The organism is Microbacterium sp. K36 (assembly GCF_004794355.1).
GTDB lineage: Bacteria > Actinomycetota > Actinomycetes > Actinomycetales > Microbacteriaceae > Microbacterium > Microbacterium paraoxydans_D.
The window spans coordinates 63,098-82,085 of the sequence record NZ_SSDN01000069.1 but is presented as its reverse complement, the minus strand read 5'-3'; the positions used below and the strand labels follow the sequence as shown (position 1 = coordinate 82,085).

12 protein-coding genes and 1 tRNA gene are annotated in these 18,988 nt (G+C 68.7%); 1 reads left to right on the top strand and 12 read right to left on the bottom strand.

The features are described 5' to 3' along the window. The 11 genes from DW296_RS07900 to DW296_RS07850 all read right to left on the bottom strand — a co-directional run. Nucleotides 1–901 (bottom strand): hypothetical protein (locus DW296_RS07900; protein WP_136051778.1); only part of this gene is annotated, 901 nt, incomplete at its 3' end. A 116-nt stretch (nt 902–1,017) separates the two neighbouring features. Further along, nucleotides 1,018–1,818, bottom strand: coding sequence for an enoyl-CoA hydratase/isomerase family protein (locus tag DW296_RS07895; protein WP_136051777.1), 801 nt, complete (start codon nt 1,816–1,818; stop codon nt 1,018–1,020). Nucleotides 1,819–1,863: 45 nt separating this feature from the next. Continuing rightward, nucleotides 1,864–2,355 carry an FBP domain-containing protein gene (locus tag DW296_RS07890; protein WP_136051776.1) on the bottom strand — a complete coding sequence of 164 codons (492 nt, stop codon included), beginning with the start codon at nt 2,353–2,355 and terminating at the stop codon, nt 1,864–1,866. Nucleotides 2,356–2,427: 72 nt separating this feature from the next. Further along, nucleotides 2,428–2,512 (bottom strand) — tRNA-Tyr (locus tag DW296_RS07885). An 86-nt stretch (nt 2,513–2,598) separates the two neighbouring features. Next, complete coding sequence (locus DW296_RS07880; protein ID WP_136051775.1) at nt 2,599–3,528, bottom strand: PfkB family carbohydrate kinase; 930 nt, start codon at nt 3,526–3,528, stop codon at nt 2,599–2,601. Nucleotides 3,529–3,710: 182 nt separating this feature from the next. After that, the gene (rpoC, locus tag DW296_RS07875; RefSeq protein WP_136051774.1) at nt 3,711–7,586 is read right to left on the bottom strand and encodes a DNA-directed RNA polymerase subunit beta'; all 3,876 of its coding nucleotides are present in this window, start codon (nt 7,584–7,586) and stop codon (nt 3,711–3,713) included. A gap of 89 nt (nt 7,587–7,675) precedes the next feature. Further along, the gene (gene rpoB, locus DW296_RS07870; RefSeq protein WP_136051773.1) at nt 7,676–11,179 is read right to left on the bottom strand and encodes a DNA-directed RNA polymerase subunit beta; all 3,504 of its coding nucleotides are present in this window, start codon (nt 11,177–11,179) and stop codon (nt 7,676–7,678) included. A 286-nt stretch (nt 11,180–11,465) separates the two neighbouring features. Next, complete coding sequence (locus DW296_RS07865; protein WP_136051772.1) at nt 11,466–13,250, bottom strand: ABC transporter ATP-binding protein; 1,785 nt, start codon at nt 13,248–13,250, stop codon at nt 11,466–11,468. Then, nucleotides 13,247–14,212 (bottom strand): ABC transporter permease, encoded by a 966-nt coding sequence (locus DW296_RS07860; RefSeq protein WP_071327550.1) that lies wholly within the window; start codon nt 14,210–14,212, stop codon nt 13,247–13,249. Before DW296_RS07860 ends, DW296_RS07865 begins: the two co-directional genes overlap by 4 nt. A 34-nt stretch (nt 14,213–14,246) precedes the next feature. Then, nucleotides 14,247–15,251, bottom strand: a complete 1,005-nt coding sequence (locus DW296_RS07855; protein WP_136051771.1) for an ABC transporter permease — start codon at nt 15,249–15,251, stop codon at nt 14,247–14,249. Nucleotides 15,252–15,334: 83 nt separating this feature from the next. Beyond that, nucleotides 15,335–17,008, bottom strand: coding sequence for an ABC transporter substrate-binding protein (locus DW296_RS07850; RefSeq protein ID WP_071327551.1), 1,674 nt, complete (start codon nt 17,006–17,008; stop codon nt 15,335–15,337). Between the two features lie 167 nt (nt 17,009–17,175). Here DW296_RS07850 and DW296_RS07845 point away from each other — a divergent pair, with 167 nt between their 5' ends. Continuing rightward, complete coding sequence (locus DW296_RS07845) at nt 17,176–18,096, top strand: sugar kinase (protein ID WP_136051770.1); 921 nt, start codon at nt 17,176–17,178, stop codon at nt 18,094–18,096. A gap of 12 nt (nt 18,097–18,108) precedes the next feature. On the opposite strand, the gene DW296_RS07840 is transcribed toward DW296_RS07845, so the two are convergent. Next, the gene (locus DW296_RS07840; protein ID WP_136051769.1) at nt 18,109–18,984 is read right to left on the bottom strand and encodes a MurR/RpiR family transcriptional regulator; all 876 of its coding nucleotides are present in this window, start codon (nt 18,982–18,984) and stop codon (nt 18,109–18,111) included. Nucleotides 18,985–18,988: the final 4 nt, after the last annotated feature.

Below are 18,988 nucleotides of genomic sequence, written 5' to 3'. Positions count from 1 at the left end.
GCTGGTCGGGCACGGGCGGCACGGGTCCCGGAGCGGGAGGTGCCGCGAAGTCAGGGAGGGCCGGAGCCGTCGGTGCGAGGGGCGGCGTCGCCACAGGGAACGCCGCGGCGGGCGCCTGGCCGAGCGCCTGTGGAGCCGCCGAGGGGTACCCCGTGTAATAGGCGTTCCAGTCCGGGCTCCCGTCCGGGAGGACAGGGAGCGGCGTGATCCCGTCGGCGTAGGTCGGCCAAGAAGGCGCGGAGACGACAGGCCGGGCGACAGGAGCCTTCTTCGGCGCGAACAGGGCGTTCAGCAGCGGGATGAGCGTGGTGCCGACGGCGACGAGGATCGTGAGAGCGACGACGATGCGCCAGTACAGCTCGGTGTAGTCGAAGGTGTTCGGGAACGCGAGGAAGAACACCAGCAGGGCGACGAGGGCGCCGAGGAAGACGATCGTCACGATGTGGATCACCTTCGTGAAGGTCGTGACATGGCGCTGCGCCGCACGGGTGAACAGCCGCACATGGAGCAGTGCGAGCTGCAGGATCCCGATCACGAGCAGCAGCTGGAAGAAGCGCTCGGCGCCGAAGTAGAGCCCGTCTTCCGGGAGCCAGATCTTCACGAGGCCGACGAGGAGCGCGATGACCCAGGTGACCATGCTCGCGAGCTGGAGCCAGTCCGGCCGGTTCGGCGCGAGGCCCGCCTCGAGGATGGCGATCCCGGCGAAGGCGGCGAGCAGGAGGATCGTGAGGAAGGCGCGACCGATGAGGCCGTTCTGATCACCGACCAGGACCCACACGACGCAGACCAGAGCCGCGGCGATGAGGGCGCCGATCGCGACCCACAGCGAGCCCCTGATGAGCAGCGACATGTTCTTCTTGTCGCCCTGCGGCTGCAGCCGGGCGGTGTCCGGATGGGACATGGGGATCCTCTCGTCGAGCGGCGATGCCTTCATCCTGCCACGCGCGGGGTCGCTTGTTCCGGCTTCCCTCGAGCGGGAAGGAAATCAGGGACCGACCGCGCTCTGGGGAGGAAGGGTCAACCGGCCTTCTTCGCGGAGGCCGCCGCGAAGGCCGCGACCCGCGCCTGTGCGTCCGGGGTCTCCAGAGCGGCGCCGATGGACCGCGCCTCCTCGCTCAGCTGCTCGGCGAAGGTGCGCTCCGGCTGCGACCGCACCAGCCGCTTGGCCTGCCCGTACGCGTCGGCGGCGCCGGCGAGCCAGAACCGCGCGATCTCCTCGGCCCGCGCACGGACCCGGTCGGCTTCCGTCCTGCCATCCTCGCCCTCCACGACCTCGGCCACCAGCCCCCAGTCGAGGGCCTCCGCGGCCGTGAGCAGCCGGTCCTGCAGCACGAGCTGGAGGGCACGGCGCTGGCCCACGGCCCGCGCGAGCTGGGCCGATACGGAGAGGTCGGGCGTGAGGCCGATGTTCGCGTACAGGCTCCCGAGCTGCGACCGCGAGCCCACCACCGCGTAGTCCGTGGCGAGCAGGATGCCGAGTCCGCCGCCGGCCGTCGTCCCGTGCGCCGCGGCGACCACGGGCACGCTCGACTCCGTGAGCGCGCGGATCCCGGTGTTGATGACCTCCGCCAGCGCGGCGATCTCCGCCCCGGACGACCCCATGGTCGTCGCCATGTCGATCACGTCGCCGCCCGCGCAGAACGCCGGTCCCGCCGCGTCGATGAGGATGGCCTGCACGTCGTCGCGCGACGTCGCCTCGACGGTCGCATCCCGCCAGGCGTACGCCAGGTCGGCGTTGAAGGCGTTGAGGCGGGTCGGACGGTTGAGCGTCAACCGCGCCATCCCCTCGTCGACGGCGAACAGGATGGCATCACTCATGGCTTCTCCTTCGAGCACAGGCGGATGGCTCCAGGCTAGTCGCGCTCAGGAGCCGTCCCAGACGCGCGCCACGAACCGTTCCATCCGTCGCCGGGTGCCGTCGAGCCGGAAGTCGACCTGCCCCGCCGCCCGGATCTCGTTCGGTGCGAGCGGATGCGCCAGGCGCACGTTCTCGTGGCAGGACAGATCGGCGCAGATGTAGGTGCCGACCGAGTCGCCGCGCTCCCCCGCCGCTCCCGTGCGCCGGGCGGCGAACAGCGCCACCTGGTTGCCCGGCTGCATCGTGTGGCAGATGTTGCACATGCCGGAGCGCCCGCGCCCTGGTTCCGACGCCCGCAGCACCACGCCGACCACCCGCCCCTCGTGCGGCATGAGGACGTAGCCGCGCTTGCCGGCACTCGGGTCACGCCAGGCGAAGAAGTCGAGGTAGTCCCAGTCCACGAGGAGGAAGTCGTGCGGCATCTCCATGACGCGCAGCTCGTCGGTGTCCGCGTTCACGAACGAGGCCCGGACGTCGGCTTCGGTGAGAGGTCGCATCGCACCAGTCTAGGAACTCGACGCGGAGGTGAGGCCGGGAACGGGAGAAGCCCCCGCGAGCGGGGGCTTCCGTGGTGGCGAGTGAGGGATTCGAACCCCCGAAGTCGAAGACGGCTGATTTACAGTCAGATCCCTTTGGCCACTTGGGTAACTCGCCAGAGCGCACCCGTCCGACTTGAACAGCCAACCGGGGGCACGAAGAACAATCATACCTGCCGGATGCGGGCGTGAGAAATCGAGGCGTCAGCTTCCGTACACGCCGCGGTCAGCGGCGGCCAGCGACTCCGGTGTGCGCAGCAGCCCGCCCTCGGCGCGGCAGGTCGCAGCGGCCACGTCCATCGCGCGCGTGAGCAGGGCCGACCATCCCTCGGCCGCCTTCGGGGCACCGTCCACCAGTCCGGCGGCGACGGCGGCCAGAGTCGCGTCTCCCGCTCCCACGGTATCGACCACGCGACCCGGCAGCGCCGAGATGGGGGCCGAAGCCGATCCGGCGTCCGACTCGAGCACGGCGCCGTCCGCTCCGGCCGTCGCGAGCACCGCCGTCACGCCAAGGCTCCGGAGCCGCGCCCGCAGGGCGTCGAGGTCGCCGTCGTAGAGCACGGCGGCATCGTCGGCGCCGACCTTCACCAGGTCCGCCCGCGCGGCCAGCCGCTCGAAGCCGCGGACGAACTCCTCGCGGTCCGACAGCATTCCGGTGCGCGGGTTCGGGTCGATCGCCAGCCGTGCGCCCTCCACCGCGGCGGCGAGGGCGTCGACTTCGGCCGGGACATCGAAGGGGAAGCAGCTCACCGCGACGATGTCCGCACCGGCGATGGCAGCCCGCGCCTCGTCCGAGTACCGGACGGTCCGCTCCTGGGCCGCGCGATTGAAGGCGTAGCTCGGCTCGCCGTTCGCGGCCCGGGTCACGACCGCCCGCGACGACCCGTGGGGCGCCGCGCTCGCGATCAGCCGCACGCCGTGATCGGCCAGGTACTCGCGGATGTGCGCCCCTGCGACGTCCTCTCCCACCATCGCGATGAGGGTCGTGGGGATGCCGAGCCGGCGCAGCCCGACCGCCACGTTCAGCGCTGCCCCGCCGACGAACTCACGGACGCCGCTGTCATCCCGGATCTCGTCGATCAGGGCGTCTCCGATGACGACGGCCGCGCCGCCGGGGGAAGTCTCAGTGGTCACTCGCCGACCCTACCGCGCCCGCCCCGGTCATAGCTTCGGAGATGACACCCGACACCCCGATGGATGAGGCCCACCGGCGGCGTGCCGCGCCGGATCTCCGAAGCTGTGCACACCCCGACCGCGCCGAGGGACGACGAAGGCCCCGGGGAGAACCCCGGGGCCTTCGCTCACTCACTCACACCTCAGTTGTAGGTACCGGGGGTGATGTCGTCCGTCGAGAACGCGTCGAAGTCGACGTAGCCGAAGTCGCCGTCCGCGTACGCGCCGTCGGATGCGAAGATCCGGTTCGGGTAGCGCTCGCTCTTGGCTTCCTCGGTGGCCTCGACCGTGACGTCGCGGTACTTCGAGAGACCGGTTCCGGCGGGGATGAGCTTTCCGATGATGACGTTCTCCTTGAGACCGACCAGCGGGTCGCGCTTGCCCTCCATGGCGGCCTGCGTGAGCACGCGGGTCGTCTCCTGGAAGGACGCAGCGGACAGCCACGACTCGGTCGCGAGCGACGCCTTCGTGATACCCATCAGCTCCGGGCGACCGGACGCGGGGCGCTTGCCCTCGGCCACGGCCTCGCGGTTGATCTGCTGGTAGCGCTTCAGATCGACCATCTCACCCGGCAGCAGGGTCGTGTCGGCGTGGTCGACGACGGTGACCTTGCGGAGCATCTGGCGGACGATGACCTCGATGTGCTTGTCGTGGATCGGCACACCCTGCGAGCGGTAGACGCCCTGGACACCGCCGACGAGGTACTTCTGCACCTCGCGGGCACCCATGACGCGCATGACCTCCTTGGGGTCGAGCGTGCCGACCTGCAGGGGCTGACCGACCGAGACGTGCTGGCCGTCCTCGACGAGGAGGGTGGCACGCTTCAGCACCGGGTAGACGACGGGCTCGTCGCCGTTGTCGGGCGTGAGGATGACCTTCTTGGCCTTCTCGGTCTCGTCGATCGTGATGCGGCCGTCGGCCTCCGCGATCGGCGATGCGCCCTTGGGGGTACGCGCCTCGAACAGCTCCTGCACGCGGGGCAGACCCTGCGTGATGTCATCCGCCGACGCCGAACCACCGGTGTGGAAGGTACGCATCGTCAGCTGGGTACCGGGCTCACCGATCGACTGGGCCGCGATGATGCCGACGGCCTCGCCGATGTCGACGGTCTTGCCGGTCGCGAGCGAACGGCCGTAGCACTGCGCGCACACACCGACGGCGGAGTCGCAGGTCAGGACCGAGCGGACCTTGATGGTCTCGACGCCCGCGGCGACCAGCTTGTCGATGAGCACGTCGCCCACGTCGTCGCCGGCCGCGGCCAGGACCTCGCCCGAGGCGTTGACCACGTCGGAGGCCAGCGTGCGGGCGAACACCGAGTTCTCGACGTTCGCGTCGCGCACCAGCTCACCCTGCGAGTTCGGAGCGGCGATCGGGAGCTCGAGGCCCTTCGACGTGCCGCAGTCCTCTTCGCGGATGATGACGTCCTGCGAGACGTCCACCAGACGACGGGTCAGGTAACCCGAGTCGGCGGTACGCAGAGCGGTGTCGGCCAGACCCTTACGGGTACCGTGCGTCGCGATGAAGTACTCCGCCACCGACAGACCCTCGCGGTACGAGGAGATGATCGGACGCGGGATGATCTCACCCTTGGGGTTGTTCACCAGACCACGCATACCGGCGATGTTCCGGATCTGCAGCCAGTTACCACGGGCGCCGGAGGACACCATGCGGTTGATGGTGTTGTCCTCCGGGAAGTGCGCCTTCATCGCGGCCTGCACCTCGTCGGTCGCCTCGGTCCAGATCTTGATGAGCTCCTGACGACGCTCGGCGTCGGTCGTGAGGCCCTTCTCGTACTGGGACTGGACCTTCGCGGCCTGCTTCTCGTAGCCCGCGACGATCTCCGCCTTGTTCGGCGGGGTGAGGATGTCGCTCAGCGCGACGGTCACACCCGAACGGGTCGCCCAGTAGAAACCGGCATCCTTGATGCGGTCCAGCGTGGCGGCCGTCTCGACCTTGGGGTACTCCTCGGCCAGCTTGTTGACGATCTGCGACAGCTTGCCCTTGTCGGCCTGCTCGCGGACGAACGGGTAGCCCTTCGGCAGCGCGTCGTTGAAGATCGCCTGACCCAGCGAAGCGTCGACCAGGCCGTGCTTCTCGTAGCCCTCGGGAGCCTCGCCCTCGAGGAAGGCCAGACCCGGGATGCGGATGCGGACCTTCGCCTGCAGGTCGAGCGTGCCCTCGTCGTACGCGAGCTGCGCCTCGCCGACGGAGCCGAACGCACGGCCCTCGCCCTTGGCGCCGGCCTTGACCGTCGTGAGGTGATGCAGACCGATGATCATGTCCTGCGAGGGCAGGGTCACCGGACGGCCGTCCGACGGCTTCAGGATGTTGTTCGACGCGAGCATGAGCACGCGGGCCTCGGCCTGAGCCTCGACCGACAGCGGCAGGTGGACAGCCATCTGGTCACCGTCGAAGTCGGCGTTGAACGCCGCGCAGACGAGCGGGTGCAGCTGGATGGCCTTGCCCTCGACGAGCTGCGGCTCGAACGCCTGGATGCCGAGACGGTGCAGGGTGGGTGCACGGTTCAGCAGCACCGGACGCTCGCGGATGATCTCCTCGAGCACGTCCCAGACCTCGGGACGGGTGCGCTCGACGGCACGCTTCGCGGCCTTGATGTTCTGCGAGTGACCGAGGTCGATCAGACGCTTGATGACGAACGGCTTGAAGAGCTCGAGCGCCATCTGCTTGGGCAGACCGCACTGGTGCAGCTTGAGCTGCGGGCCGACGACGATGACCGAACGGCCCGAGTAGTCGACGCGCTTGCCGAGCAGGTTCTGGCGGAAGCGACCCTGCTTTCCCTTGAGCATGTCGCTCAGGGACTTCAGGGCACGGTTGCCGGTACCCGTGACGGGGCGACCGCGGCGGCCGTTGTCGAACAGAGCGTCGACGGCCTCCTGCAGCATCCGCTTCTCGTTGTTGACGATGATCTCGGGGGCACCGAGGTCGATCAGGCGACGGAGACGGTTGTTGCGGTTGATCACGCGGCGGTACAGGTCGTTCAGGTCGGAGGTCGCGAAGCGGCCACCGTCGAGCTGGACCATCGGACGCAGCTCCGGCGGGATCACCGGGACGACGTCGAGCACCATCGCGGCCGGGCTCATGCCGGTCTCGAGGAACGAGTTGACGACCTTGAGGCGCTTGATCGCACGGATCTTGCGCTGGCCCTTGCCCTCCGAGATCTGCAGGTGCAGGCTCTCGGCCTCGGCGGCCAGGTCGAACGCGGCCAGGCGACGCTGGATCGCCTCGGCACCCATGTAGGCCTCGAAGTACTGGCCGAAGCGGTCCTGCAGCTCGTGGAAGACGTCGTCCTCCGGGCGCAGGGCACCGACCTCGAGCGTGCGGAAGTCCTCCCACACGCGCTCCAGCTTCAGGATCGCCTCGTCGGCACCCTTGCGGATGAGCGACATCTCCTTCTCGGCGGCGTCCTTGACCTTCTTCTTGGCGTCGGCCTTGGCACCCTCGGCCTCGAGGGCCGCGAGCTCCTCCTCCAGCTTCGCCAGGCGCTCCGCGATCTTGGAGTCGCGGCGGTCGCCGAGCGTCTTCAGCTCGAGACGGATGTTGTTCTCCTGGGTGCCCAGGTCGCGGTGGCGAGCGTCCTCGTCGACCGAGATGACCATGTACGCGGCGAAGTAGATGACCTTCTCGAGGTCCTTCGGCGCCATGTCCAGCAGGTAGCCGAGGCGCGAGGGCACGCCCTTGAAGTACCAGATGTGGGTGACGGGAGCGGCGAGCTCGATGTGACCCATGCGCTCGCGACGGACGGAGCTCTTGGTGACCTCCACGCCGCAGCGCTCGCAGACGATGCCCTTGAAGCGGACACGCTTGTACTTGCCGCAGGCGCACTCCCAGTCGCGGGACGGGCCGAAGATCTGCTCTCCGAAGAGACCGTCCTTCTCCGGCTTGAGGGTGCGGTAGTTGATGGTTTCGGGCTTCTTGACCTCGCCATAGGACCACGCGCGGATGTGGTCTGCGGTCGCCAGGCCGATGCGAAGCTCATCGAAGGTTGTGGACTCGAGCACTAGTTCTCCTGTGTCGGAAATTCTTTTTGAGAAGTCTGGGCTTCGACAGGCTCAGCCACCCAGAGATGGGTCCTGAGCCTGTCGAAGGATTAGATCTCGTCGATCGAGGCGGCCTCGAAGCGGCTGGAGATGTTGATACCGAGTTCCTCTGCGGCGCGGAACGCCTCGTCGTCGGTGTCGCGGAGGTTGACCAGCGTGCCGTCGGCCGAGAGGACCTCGACGTTCAGGCAGAGCGACTGCATCTCCTTCATGAGCACCTTGAACGACTCCGGGATGCCCGGCTCCTGGATGTTCTCGCCCTTGACGATCGCCTCGTACACCTTGACGCGGCCGAGGATGTCGTCGGACTTGATCGTGAGGAGCTCCTGGAGGGCGTACGCCGCACCGTAGGCCTCGAGGGCCCACACCTCCATCTCACCGAAGCGCTGTCCACCGAACTGCGCCTTACCACCGAGCGGCTGCTGGGTGATCATCGAGTACGGACCGGTGGAGCGGGCGTGGATCTTGTCGTCGACCAGGTGGTGGAGCTTCAGGATGTACATGTAGCCCACGGAGATCGGCGCCGGGAACGGCTCACCGGAGCGGCCGTCGAACAGCTGCGTCTTCCCGCTCGAGTCGATCAGACGGACGCCGTCGCGCGTCGGGAGCGTCGAGTCGAGGAGACCGGAGATCTCCTCCTCACTCGCACCGTCGAACACCGGGGTCGCGACCTTCGTGCCGGGAGCGGCCTCGAACGCCTCCTGCGGGAGCTTCCCAGCCCACTCCGGAGTGCCCTCGACCTTCCAGCCCTGCTTGGCGATCCACCCGAGGTGGGTCTCCAGCACCTGACCGAAGTTCATTCGTCCAGGGATGCCGAGCGGGTTCAGCACGATGTCGACCGGCGTGCCGTCCGAGAGGAACGGCATGTCCTCGATGGGGAGGATCTTCGCGATGACACCCTTGTTGCCGTGGCGGCCGGCGAGCTTGTCACCCTCGGTGATCTTGCGCTTCTGGGCGATGTAGACCACGACGCGGCGGTTCACGCCCGAGCCGAGCTCGTCGTCGCCGTCCTCGGCGTTGAACTCCTTGACCGCGATGATCGTGCCCTGCTCGCCGTGTGGCACCTTCAGGGACGTGTCGCGGACCTCGCGGCTCTTCTCGTTGAAGATCGCGCGGAGCAGGCGCTCCTCGGCCGACAGCTCGGTCTCGCCCTTCGGCGTGACCTTGCCGACGAGGATGTCGCCGGGGCGGACCTCGGCGCCGATGCGGATGATGCCGCGCTCGTCGAGGTCCTTCAGGAGCTCCGGGCTGACGTTGGGGAGGTCACGGGTGATCTCCTCCTTGCCGAGCTTGGTGTCGCGGGCGTCGACCTCGTACTCCTCGATGTGGATCGAGGAGAGGGTGTCGTCCTTCACCAGGTCCTGGCTCAGGATGATGGCGTCCTCGAAGTTGTAGCCCTCCCACGTCATGAACGCGACGAGGAGGTTCTTCCCGAGGGCCAGCTCACCGTTCTCGGTGGCGGGGCCATCGGCGATGACCTCTCCGACCTCGACGCGCTCACCGGCGTTGACGACGACCTTCTGGTTGTAGGAGGTGCCCTGGTTCGAGCGGTCGAACTTGCGCAGGTGGTACTCCTGCGTCCCGCCCTCGTCGAGCATGACCACGACGCGGTCCGCGGAAACCTCGGAGACGACGCCGGCCTTCTCGGCGGTGATCACGTCACCGGCGTCGATGGCGGTGTAGCCCTCCATACCGGTTCCGACGAGCGGCGAGTCGCTGCGCAGCAGCGGCACGGCCTGACGCTGCATGTTGGCGCCCATGAGCGCGCGCTGCGCGTCGTCGTGCTCGAGGAAGGGCACGAGCGAGGTGGCGACCGACACCATCTGGCGCGGCGAGACGTCGATGTAGCCGATCTCCTCCGGGAGGAAGAGGTCGACCTCACCGCTGCCGCCCTTGGGGCGCGCGAGCACGTGGCTCTCGCGGAAGCGACCCTTCGCATCGAGCGGCGCGTTGGCCTGCGCGATGTTGTAGTCGACCTCCTCGGAGGCGGTCAGGTAGTCGATCTGGTCGGTCACGACACCGTCGACGACCTTGCGGTACGGGGTCTCGATGAAGCCGAACGAGTTGATGCGCGCGAAGGTCGCGAGCGCACCGATCAGACCGATGTTCGGGCCTTCCGGGGTCTCGATCGGGCACATGCGGCCGTAGTGCGAGGGGTGGACGTCACGGACCTCGACGCCGGCACGGTCACGGCTCAGACCACCGGGGCCCAGGGCCGACAGACGACGCTTGTTGGTCAGACCCGCGAGCGGGTTGTTCTGGTCCATGAACTGCGACAGCTGCGAGGTTCCGAAGAACTCCTTGATCGCGGCGACGACGGGGCGCACGTTGATCAGGGTCTGCGGCGTGATGGCCTCGATGTCCTGCGTGGTCATGCGCTCGCGGACGACGCGCTCCATGCGGGACAGACCCGTGCGGACCTGGTTCTGGATCAGCTCGCCGACCGCGCGGATGCGACGGTTGCCGAAGTTGTCGATGTCGTCGGTCGCGAGACGGATCTCGGTCTTCTTGCCGCCGCGGATGCCCTCGAAGGTCTCCTCGGTGCCCGCGTGCAGACGCACGAGGTACTTGATCGTGGCGACGATGTCCTGCACCGTCAGCACCGACTCCGTCAGCGGGGTGTCGAGACCCAGCTTGTGGTTGATCTTGTACCGGCCGACCTTGGCGAGGTCGTAGCGCTTCGGGTTGAAGTAGAAGTTGTCGAGCAGCGCGCGGGCGGCCTCGGCGGCCACCTGCTCGCCCGGACGCAGCTTGCGGTAGATGTCGCGCAGCGCGTCTTCCTTGGTGACGATCGTGTCCTTCGCGAGCGTCTCCTCGATGGAGGTGTAGCCGGCGAACTCCGCGAGGATCTCCTCGCTGGTCATGCCCAGCGCCTTGAGGAAGACCGTGACCGACTGCTTGCGCTTGCGGTCGACGCGGACGCCGACCTGGTCGCGCTTGTCGATCTCGAACTCGAGCCAGGCACCACGGCTCGGGATGACGCGCGCCGAGACGATGTCCTTGTCACTCGTCTTGTCGGGGGTCTTGTCGAAGTAGACACCCGGCGAGCGCACGAGCTGCGAGACGACGACGCGCTCGGAGCCGTTGATGATGAACGTGCCCTTGTCGGTCTGCAGCGGGAAGTCGCCCATGAAGACCGTCTGGGTCTTGATCTCACCCGTGAGGTGGTTCATGAACTCGGCCTCGACGTAGAGCGGGGCCGCGTACGTCTTGCCACGCTCCTTGCACTCCTCGATGGAGTACTTCTCGGGCTCGAGGTACGGGTTCGTGAACGACAGCTGCATCGTCTCGCCGAGGTCCTCGATCGGGGAGATCTCCTCGAAGATCTCGCCCAGACCGCTGTTCTCGTTCACGTCGGTGCGACCGGCGGCCTTGGCCTCGGCCACGCGCGCCTTCCAGGCGTCGTTGCCGACCAGCCAACCGAAGGACTCGGTCTGCAGGGCGAGAAGGTCCGGGACCGTCAGCGTGTCGGAGATCTTGGCGAACGAGAGACGGGAAGCTCCGCGTCCGTTCTTGGTGGTGGTGGATGTGGATGCGTTGGGAGCAGCAGCCAAGGGAATAACCTCCGTGAGCCCCGCAGGGCTTCTCGATTCCTTTGTCGTCAGGTGGAGTGCGCTCAGAAGCTCACGAGATGCCGACCACCATATGAGGGCAGGGAGAAGCGAGCGCAACTACCAACTATAGACGCGATCTCGCGACATGGCAAGCGCAATCCTTGACCAATCTTCGATGCTGCGGTAATGGGACCGCCGAGACCCCGCTTCCGCGCCGAAACCCCGCCCTCGCCGAGGAGGCAGGGCGGGGTTTCGACGCGAAACCGGGGTCTCGGGTCAGGGACGGTCAGGAGGCGATGTTGAGCTCGTTGCCGGGGATCGAGGAGAGGAGGCGGCGCGTGTAGGGGTCACGGGGGTTCGTGAAGATCTCCTCCGACGACGCGGCCTCCACGAGCTTCCCGTCCTTCATCACGCACACGTAGTCGCTGATGAGCCGCACCACCGCGAGGTCGTGCGAGATGAACAGGTAGCTCAGCCCGTACTCGCGCTGCAGGTCGCCCAGCAGCCGCAGGATCTGGTCCTGCACGAGCACGTCGAGCGCCGACACGGGCTCGTCGCACACGATGAGGTCCGGCGACAGGGCCAGCGCCCGCGCGATCGCGACACGCTGCCGCTGACCGCCCGAGAGCTCGGACGGGTAGCGACGCAGCATGGACTGCGGCAGCGCCACATCGTCCAGGAGCTGCCGCACGCGCTTGCGCCGGTCCGCCCCGCTCCCCCGCTTGTAGAACTCCAGCGGCTCCGCGATCAGACGCTCGATCGTGAACATGGGGTTCAGGCTGGAGTACGGATCCTGGAAGATCGGCTGCACCCGCTGACGGAAGTCCTTCGTCTCCGCGCGGCTCAGCGTCGAGATGTCCTTGCCCTCGTAGCGGATGAGGCCGCTCGTGGGCTCGATCACCTTGAGCAGCATGCGCGCGGTCGTGGTCTTGCCCGATCCGGACTCCCCCACGATGGCGACGGTCTCCCCGCGCGGGATCGCGAGCGAGACGTCGTCGACGGCGACGAAGTCCTCGTGCTTGCCACGCACGGGGTACACCTTCGTGAGGTTCTCGATCTCGACGATGTTGCCCTTCGACGAGCTCAGGGACCCAGGGGCCGACGAGCTCAGGGACCCGGACTCCGACGAGCTCAGGGACCCGGACTCGCTGTGGGTCGCTGAGCCTGTCGAAGCGCCCGCCGAGCCTGTCGACGCGTCCCGCACGAAGGCCTCGGGGCGCAGCCGCGCCACCGCCACCGACGGCGCCGCCTTCACGAGCGACTGGGTGTACGGATGCTGCGGGTCCTCGAGGATCCGCCGCGCGGGGCCCTGCTCCACGACCTTGCCGCGGTGCATCACGATCACCCGCTCGGCCCGCTCGGCGGCGAGCCCGAGGTCGTGCGTGATGAGGAGCACGGCCGTGCCCAGCTCCCTCGTCATCTCCCCGATCTGGTCGAGGATGGTCTGCTGCACCGTCACGTCCAGGGCGCTGGTGGGCTCATCGGCGATGAGCAGCCGCGGCTTGCACGCCAGCCCGATGGCGATGAGCGCTCGCTGCCGCATGCCGCCGGAGAACTCGTGCGGGTACTGCTTGGCCCGACGCTCGGGATCCGGAAGACCGGCGGCGGTCAGCGCCTCGACGACCTTGGCCTGCACGTTCTGCCGGGTGGCGAGCCCGTGGGCGAGCAGCGTCTCGGCGACCTGGGTGCCGATCTTCGCGACCGGGTTGAGGTTGGACATGGGGTCCTGCGGCACGAGCCCGATGTCCCGTCCGCGGATCGATCGCAGCTCGCTCTCGGAGGCGCGGGAGATGTCCCGCCCGTCGAGCTTGATGCTGCCGGCGGCCACCTTCCCTCCGCCCGCGAGCAGCCCGATGATCGCCATCGCGGTGGTCGACTTGCCGGAACCGGACTCGCCGACGATCGCCACGGTCTCCCCCGGACGGATCTCGAGGTCGACGCCCTCGACGGCGTGCACGACGCCGTCCATGGTGGCGAAGTCCACCGCCAGGCCCTCGACCGACAGCAGGGGCTCGTCCGCCATGCCGTTCTCCTTCGCGGCGCGCACGGCGCCCTCGTCGCGGATGTTCATCGTGCCCTCGTCCTCGGGTCCATGGCCTCGCGCAGCGCCTCACCGAGCAGGGTGAAGCCGAGCGCGGTGACGGCGATGCAGATGCCGGGGAGGAACGCCAGCCACGGGGCGATCGCCAGCTCCGCCTGCGCGTACGTGAGCATGCGGCCCCACTCGGCCGTCGCGGGGCCGCCGCCGCCGAGGCCGAGGAACGACAGCGCCGCCGCATCGATCACGGCGGTCGCGAGGGTCAGGGTGCCCTGCACGATCACGGGCCCGATCGCGTTCGGGAGGACGTGCGACATCGTGATCCGGCCGCGGCCGAGACCGAGGGTCTGCGCCGAGAGCACGTAGTCGCTGGAGCGCTGCTGGAGCATGGACGCCCGCAGCAGGCGCGCGAAGATCGGCACCTGGGAGGCCCCGATGGCGATCATCACGGCGTACGGCGTCTGTCCGAGGATCGCGGCGATCGACACGGCCAGCAGGAGGTTCGGCACCGAGAGGATGATGTCGACGACGCGCATGATGACCGTGTCGACCCAGCCGCCGAACGTGCCGGCGAGGAGTCCGAGGATCATGCCGCCGACGAGGCCCATCGCGGTGGAGACGACGCCGATCAGCAGCGACGCCTGCGCGCCCCAGATGAGCTTCGACAGCACGTCGCCGCCGAACCGGTCCAGACCGAGCGGGAACTGCGGCAGCTCCCCCGGGCCGGGGATGTGCGTGGGCGTGATCTCCTTCGCCCCCGGAAGCGCGGTCTCGGGGTACGGAGCGAGGACCGGCGCGAGCACCGCGACGAGCAGGAAGAGGAGCACGATGACCGCGCCGATCCACGCCGTCGGATTGTGCCGGAGCCGACGGAAGACGTCGCGCCAGAAGCCGCCGCCGCCGTCCTTGAGGTCGGCCTGGGCGATCGCGACGGTGTCGATACTCCCGCCGCTCTCGGCGGACGGCCCCTGTGCGGGTGGGAGGGCGATGCTCATGCGAGCGCCTCCTTTCGGATGAGGGAGGAGGACATCACTGCACCCTCACTCTCGGGTCGATGAAGCTGTACGACACGTCCACGGCCAGGTTGATGAGGGCGTAGGCGATCGCGATGAAGATGATGAACCCCTGCAGCACCGGGAAGTCGCGCGTGAAGATGGCCCGCGCGAGGAACGACCCGATACCGGGGAAGGCGAAGACCGTCTCGGTGAGCACCGCCCCGGAGATGAGCAGTCCGGTCTGCAGGCCGATCGTCGTGATGACCGGCAGCATGGCGTTCCGGAGGATGAACCGGCTGCGCAGCGTCGCCGACCCCACGCCCTTCGCCCGCCCCGTGCGCACGTAGTCGGCGTTCTGCACCTCCAGCACGCTCGCCCTGGTGATGCGGACGATGATCGCGAGCGGGATGGTGCCGAGCGCGAGCGCCGGAAGGATCAGATGGAGGATCGCATCCCACGCGGCGTCGAACTCCCCCGTGATGATGCCGTCCCAGACATAGAAGCCGGTGGGATGGGTGGCATCGATCCGGGGATCCTGCCGGCCGTCCGAGGGCAGCCACCCCAGCTGCACGGCGAAGACGTACTTGAGGATGAAGGCCAGGAAGAAGACCGGGATCGTGATGCCGATGAGGCTCAGCACGACCGACGCGTGATCGGTGAACCTGCCGTGGCGACGGGCCGCCCAGTATCCGAGCGGGATGCCGACGCCGATCGCGAAGATGAGCGCCGCGACGCTCAGCTCGATCGTCGCGGGGAATCGGCGGAGGAACTCCTCCGTGACCGGCCGGTTGGTCTGGATGGACGTGCCGAAGTCGCCTTGCAGCAGCCGGGTGACCCAGATGAAGTACTGCTCGATGAGGGGCTTGTTGAAGCCGTAGAGCTCGTTGACCCTGGCGATGGCCTCCGGGGTGGCCTTCTCGCCGAGGAGGGCGACCGCGGGGCCGCCGGGGAGGGCCCTGACCCAGGCGAACAGCAGGATGCTGAGCCCGAACAGGGTGGGGATGAGGAACAGCAGTCGCCTGCCGATGGTGCGCAGCACAGAGTTCTCCGTCGATCAGAAGGTACGCCGTGCCCCGGTCCCGCGAGAGCGGAACCGGGGCTCGGCATATCAAATGGTCAGGCCTACTTCGTGAGGACGATGTCCGTGAAGACCTCGTCGTTCACCGGGCTGGCGGGGTAGCTCTCGACGCGCGGGTCGAAGGCGAGCGTCGGCGCGGGGTGCGCGAGCGGGACGCCGGGGATGAACTCCGCGACCATCTCGTTGATGTCCTCGTAGAGCGCCGTCTGGTCGTCGAGGTTGGAGACCCCGCGCGCCTCGGTCAGCGCCTGGAACAGCTCCGGGTTGTCGAAGCCCCACTCGGAGCTCTTCTGGCCGAAGAACACGCCGACGAAGTTGTCGGTGTCGTTGTAGTCGCCGGTCCAGCCGAGCAGGTGGATGCCGTGGTCGGAAGTGCCGGTGGTGCGGTCGAGGTACTCGACCCACTCCTCGGAGACCGGGGTGGTCTCCACGCCGACCTCGGAGAGCTGCGACGACAGGACGGTGTAGATCTGCTCGGGGTCCGGCATGTACGGACGCGAGACGTTGACCGGGTAGTTGAAGTCCAGCGCCAGCGGGTTCGCCTCGTCGTAGCCGGCCTCCGCGAGCAGCTCCTTGGCCTTCTCCGGGTCGTAGTCGTAGGTCGTGACCTCGTCGTTGTAGCCGTTGACCACCGGCGGGACGAACTGCGTCGCCTTCTCGGTGCCCTCGGGGAGGACCTGGCTGATCAGGGCGTCCTTGTCGATCGCGTAGGACAGCGCCTCACGCACCTTCGGGTCCTGCAGCTCCGGGATCGCCTGGTTGAAGGCGAGGTAGAGGATCGTGAACGGGGGACGCGACACCATGGTGAAGTCGTCCTCCTCCAGCGCCTTCGTGTCGGCGGGGCCCACGAGGTCGTAGCCGTCGATGGAACCCGACTCGAGCGCCTGGCGACGCGCCGTCGGGTCGTCGATGGTGCGGAAGATGATCTCGTCGATCTGGCCGGCCTCGCCCCAGTAGTCGTCGTAGGCCTTGAGCGTGACCTGCTCGCCCGGCGCCCACTCCTCGAACTGGTAGGGGCCCGTGCCGACCGGGTGGCCCATGGCGTACTCGGACAGCTGCGGCGCCTCGGCGGTGCCGCCGACCTCGTCCGCGCCGAACTCCTGCATCGCCGAGGGGCTCTGCATGCCGAAGGCCGGGAGCGACAGCGAGGCGATGAAGCCGGCGAACGGCTTATTCAGCTCGATCGTGACGGAGTTCTCGCCGTCGGGCGTGCAGGACTTGTAGACCGCATCCTCGGGGTTGGAGGCGTAGCCCTTGAAGAGCTTGTTGTAGTAGTAGCCGAAGGCCTCGGAGGCGGCGAGACCGGTCCAGTTGTACCAGCGGTCGAAGTTGGCGCAGACTGCCTCGGCGTTGAACGGGGTGCCGTCCTGGAAGGTCACGCCCTCCTTCAGCGCGAAGGTGTGGGACATGCCGTCCTCCGACGACTCCCACGACTCCGCCAGCAGCGGCGCCGGGTCGGCCGTGCCGGGCTCCGTGCCCACCAGACCCTCGAAGATCTGGCGCGAGACGCGGAAGGTCTCGCCGTCCTGCGCGAACGCCGGGTCGAGGCTCGCGGGATCGGACGAGGCGGCGAAGACGAACGTGCCGTCGACATCACCGGAACCCTCCGAACCGTTGTCCCCGCGCTCGCTGGCGACACATCCGGCGAGAGCGAGAGCGGCGATGGTCGCTCCGGTGATGACGGCGATTCCTCGCCGAGGCATGGCTGACTGGTGCATGGGTGTATGACCTTCCCTGTCGGGCGCTTCCTTGCGCGTCTCCGGGCATCGTCGCCGCGGAGACGGTGATTCCTCGAAGGTACCCAGCGGCCAGGCGGATGCCAAGAGTCCGATGTTGCGATCCGGTATCGACGCGGTGCCGCCCGTGATCCGGTAATGTCCAGAACGTGCCGGACACCACTCCCCGCGTCGTGTGCCTGGGCGAGGGCCTGGTCGCCCTCGTCGCCGCCACCGCCGGACCGCTCGAGACCTGCCGCACGTTCCACCGCTCCCTCGCCGGCGCCGAGTGGAACACCGCGATCGCGCTGGCCTCCGCGGGCATCCGCACCGCGGTCGTGTCCCGCGTCGGCGACGACGGCTTCGGACGCTTCCTCACCGCCGAGCTCCGTGCGCACGGCGTGGACGATCGGGCCGTCGAGGTCGACCCGGTCGCACCGACGGGGATCTACGTCAAGGAGCTCTCCCCGCGGGCGGACGGCGCCGTGGAGGGGACGATGCACTACTACCGTGCCGGGTCGGCCGCGGCGGCGCTGTCGCCGGCGTCACTGGAGTCGCCCGTGGCTGTGGACCTGCTCGCCGCGGCGGCCCTCGTGCACACCTCCGGCATCACGCCGGCACTCTCGCCCTCCGCACGCGCCGCCCAGGAGGCCCTGGTCGCGGCGCCGCGACCCGGCCGTCTCGTCAGCTTCGATCTGAACTGGCGCCCCGCGCTGTGGCGGGGCCGGGAGGACGAGGGACGCGCCGTCCTCAGCGATCTCGCCCACCGAGCCGACGTCCTGTTCTGCACCCGCCCCGACGCCGAGGCCGTGTTCGGCACGAGCGCACCGGACGAGCTGCGCACGATGTTCCCCGAGCCGCGGTACCTGGTCGTGACCGACCCCGCCGGCGCCGTGGCGTTCGACGGCGCGGACCGGGTGGGCAGCGAGGCTCTCGATGCACCGGTCGTGGAGACGATCGGCGCGGGCGACGCGTTCGCCGCCGGATTCCTCGCCGGCGTCCTCACCGGCCTGACGCTGCACGGGAGCCTGGCCCGCGCCCACCGCATCGCGACGCGCGCGATCGCCAGCACGCGCGACCACGTCGACTGATCCGGCGGCGGATCAGTCCGCGTGGCGGCCGTGACGCGGCGGCACCGCGTCGTGCGTGCGCTGCAACGACACTGCGACGTGCTCGCCCCGGTGCTGCACGATGCGCACGAACAGCACATCGATGAGCGCGAGCTGCGCGATCCGGCTCGACATGGCGGCCATCCGGAACGGCGACTCCTGGGCCTGGCTGAGGAGCACGACGTCGGCGAGGGCCGCGAGCGGGGAGTCCGCCGCGCTCGTCACAGCCACCGCGAGCGCCCCCGTGGCCCGGGCGACCTCCAGGGCGCGGACGGTCTCGGCCGTCTCGCCTCCGTGCGAGAAGGCGATCGCCACGTCCGCAGAGGAGCGCAGCGACGCCGCGGTGATCGCGAGATGCGGATCGGCCGAGTGGGTCACCGAGCAGCCGATCCGGGAGAGCTTGAGCTGGAGATCCTGCGCCGTCAGCGACGACGCCGCCTGCCCGAACAGGTCGATGTGCCGGGCGACGACCACCGCCCGCGCCACCCGGTCGAGGGAGTCCGCATCGAGGGCCCGAGCGGTCTTCTCGATCGCGTCGATCTCCTGCGCCGCGAGCTTCGCGGCGATCGCCGCCGGTCCGTCGTCCCGGTCGATCGCCGTGGAGTCGAGTCCGAACCGGGCCTGCTGCGCCTGGGCCAGGGTGACCGCCCGCGCGACGGCGACCCTCAGCTCCCGGTAGCCGCTGTAGCCGAGCGACTGCGCGAAGCGCGCGACGGTCGACAGCGAGGTCTGGCAGAGCTGCGCGAGGTCGTTAATCGCGAGGTCCACCACGAGGGTGGGGTCTCCGAGGATCCTCTCGGCGACGCGTCCCTCCGCCGCGCTGAGCTTGGGGAGGGAGCGCCGCACCACGGCCAGAACGTCGTCGTCCATGCGC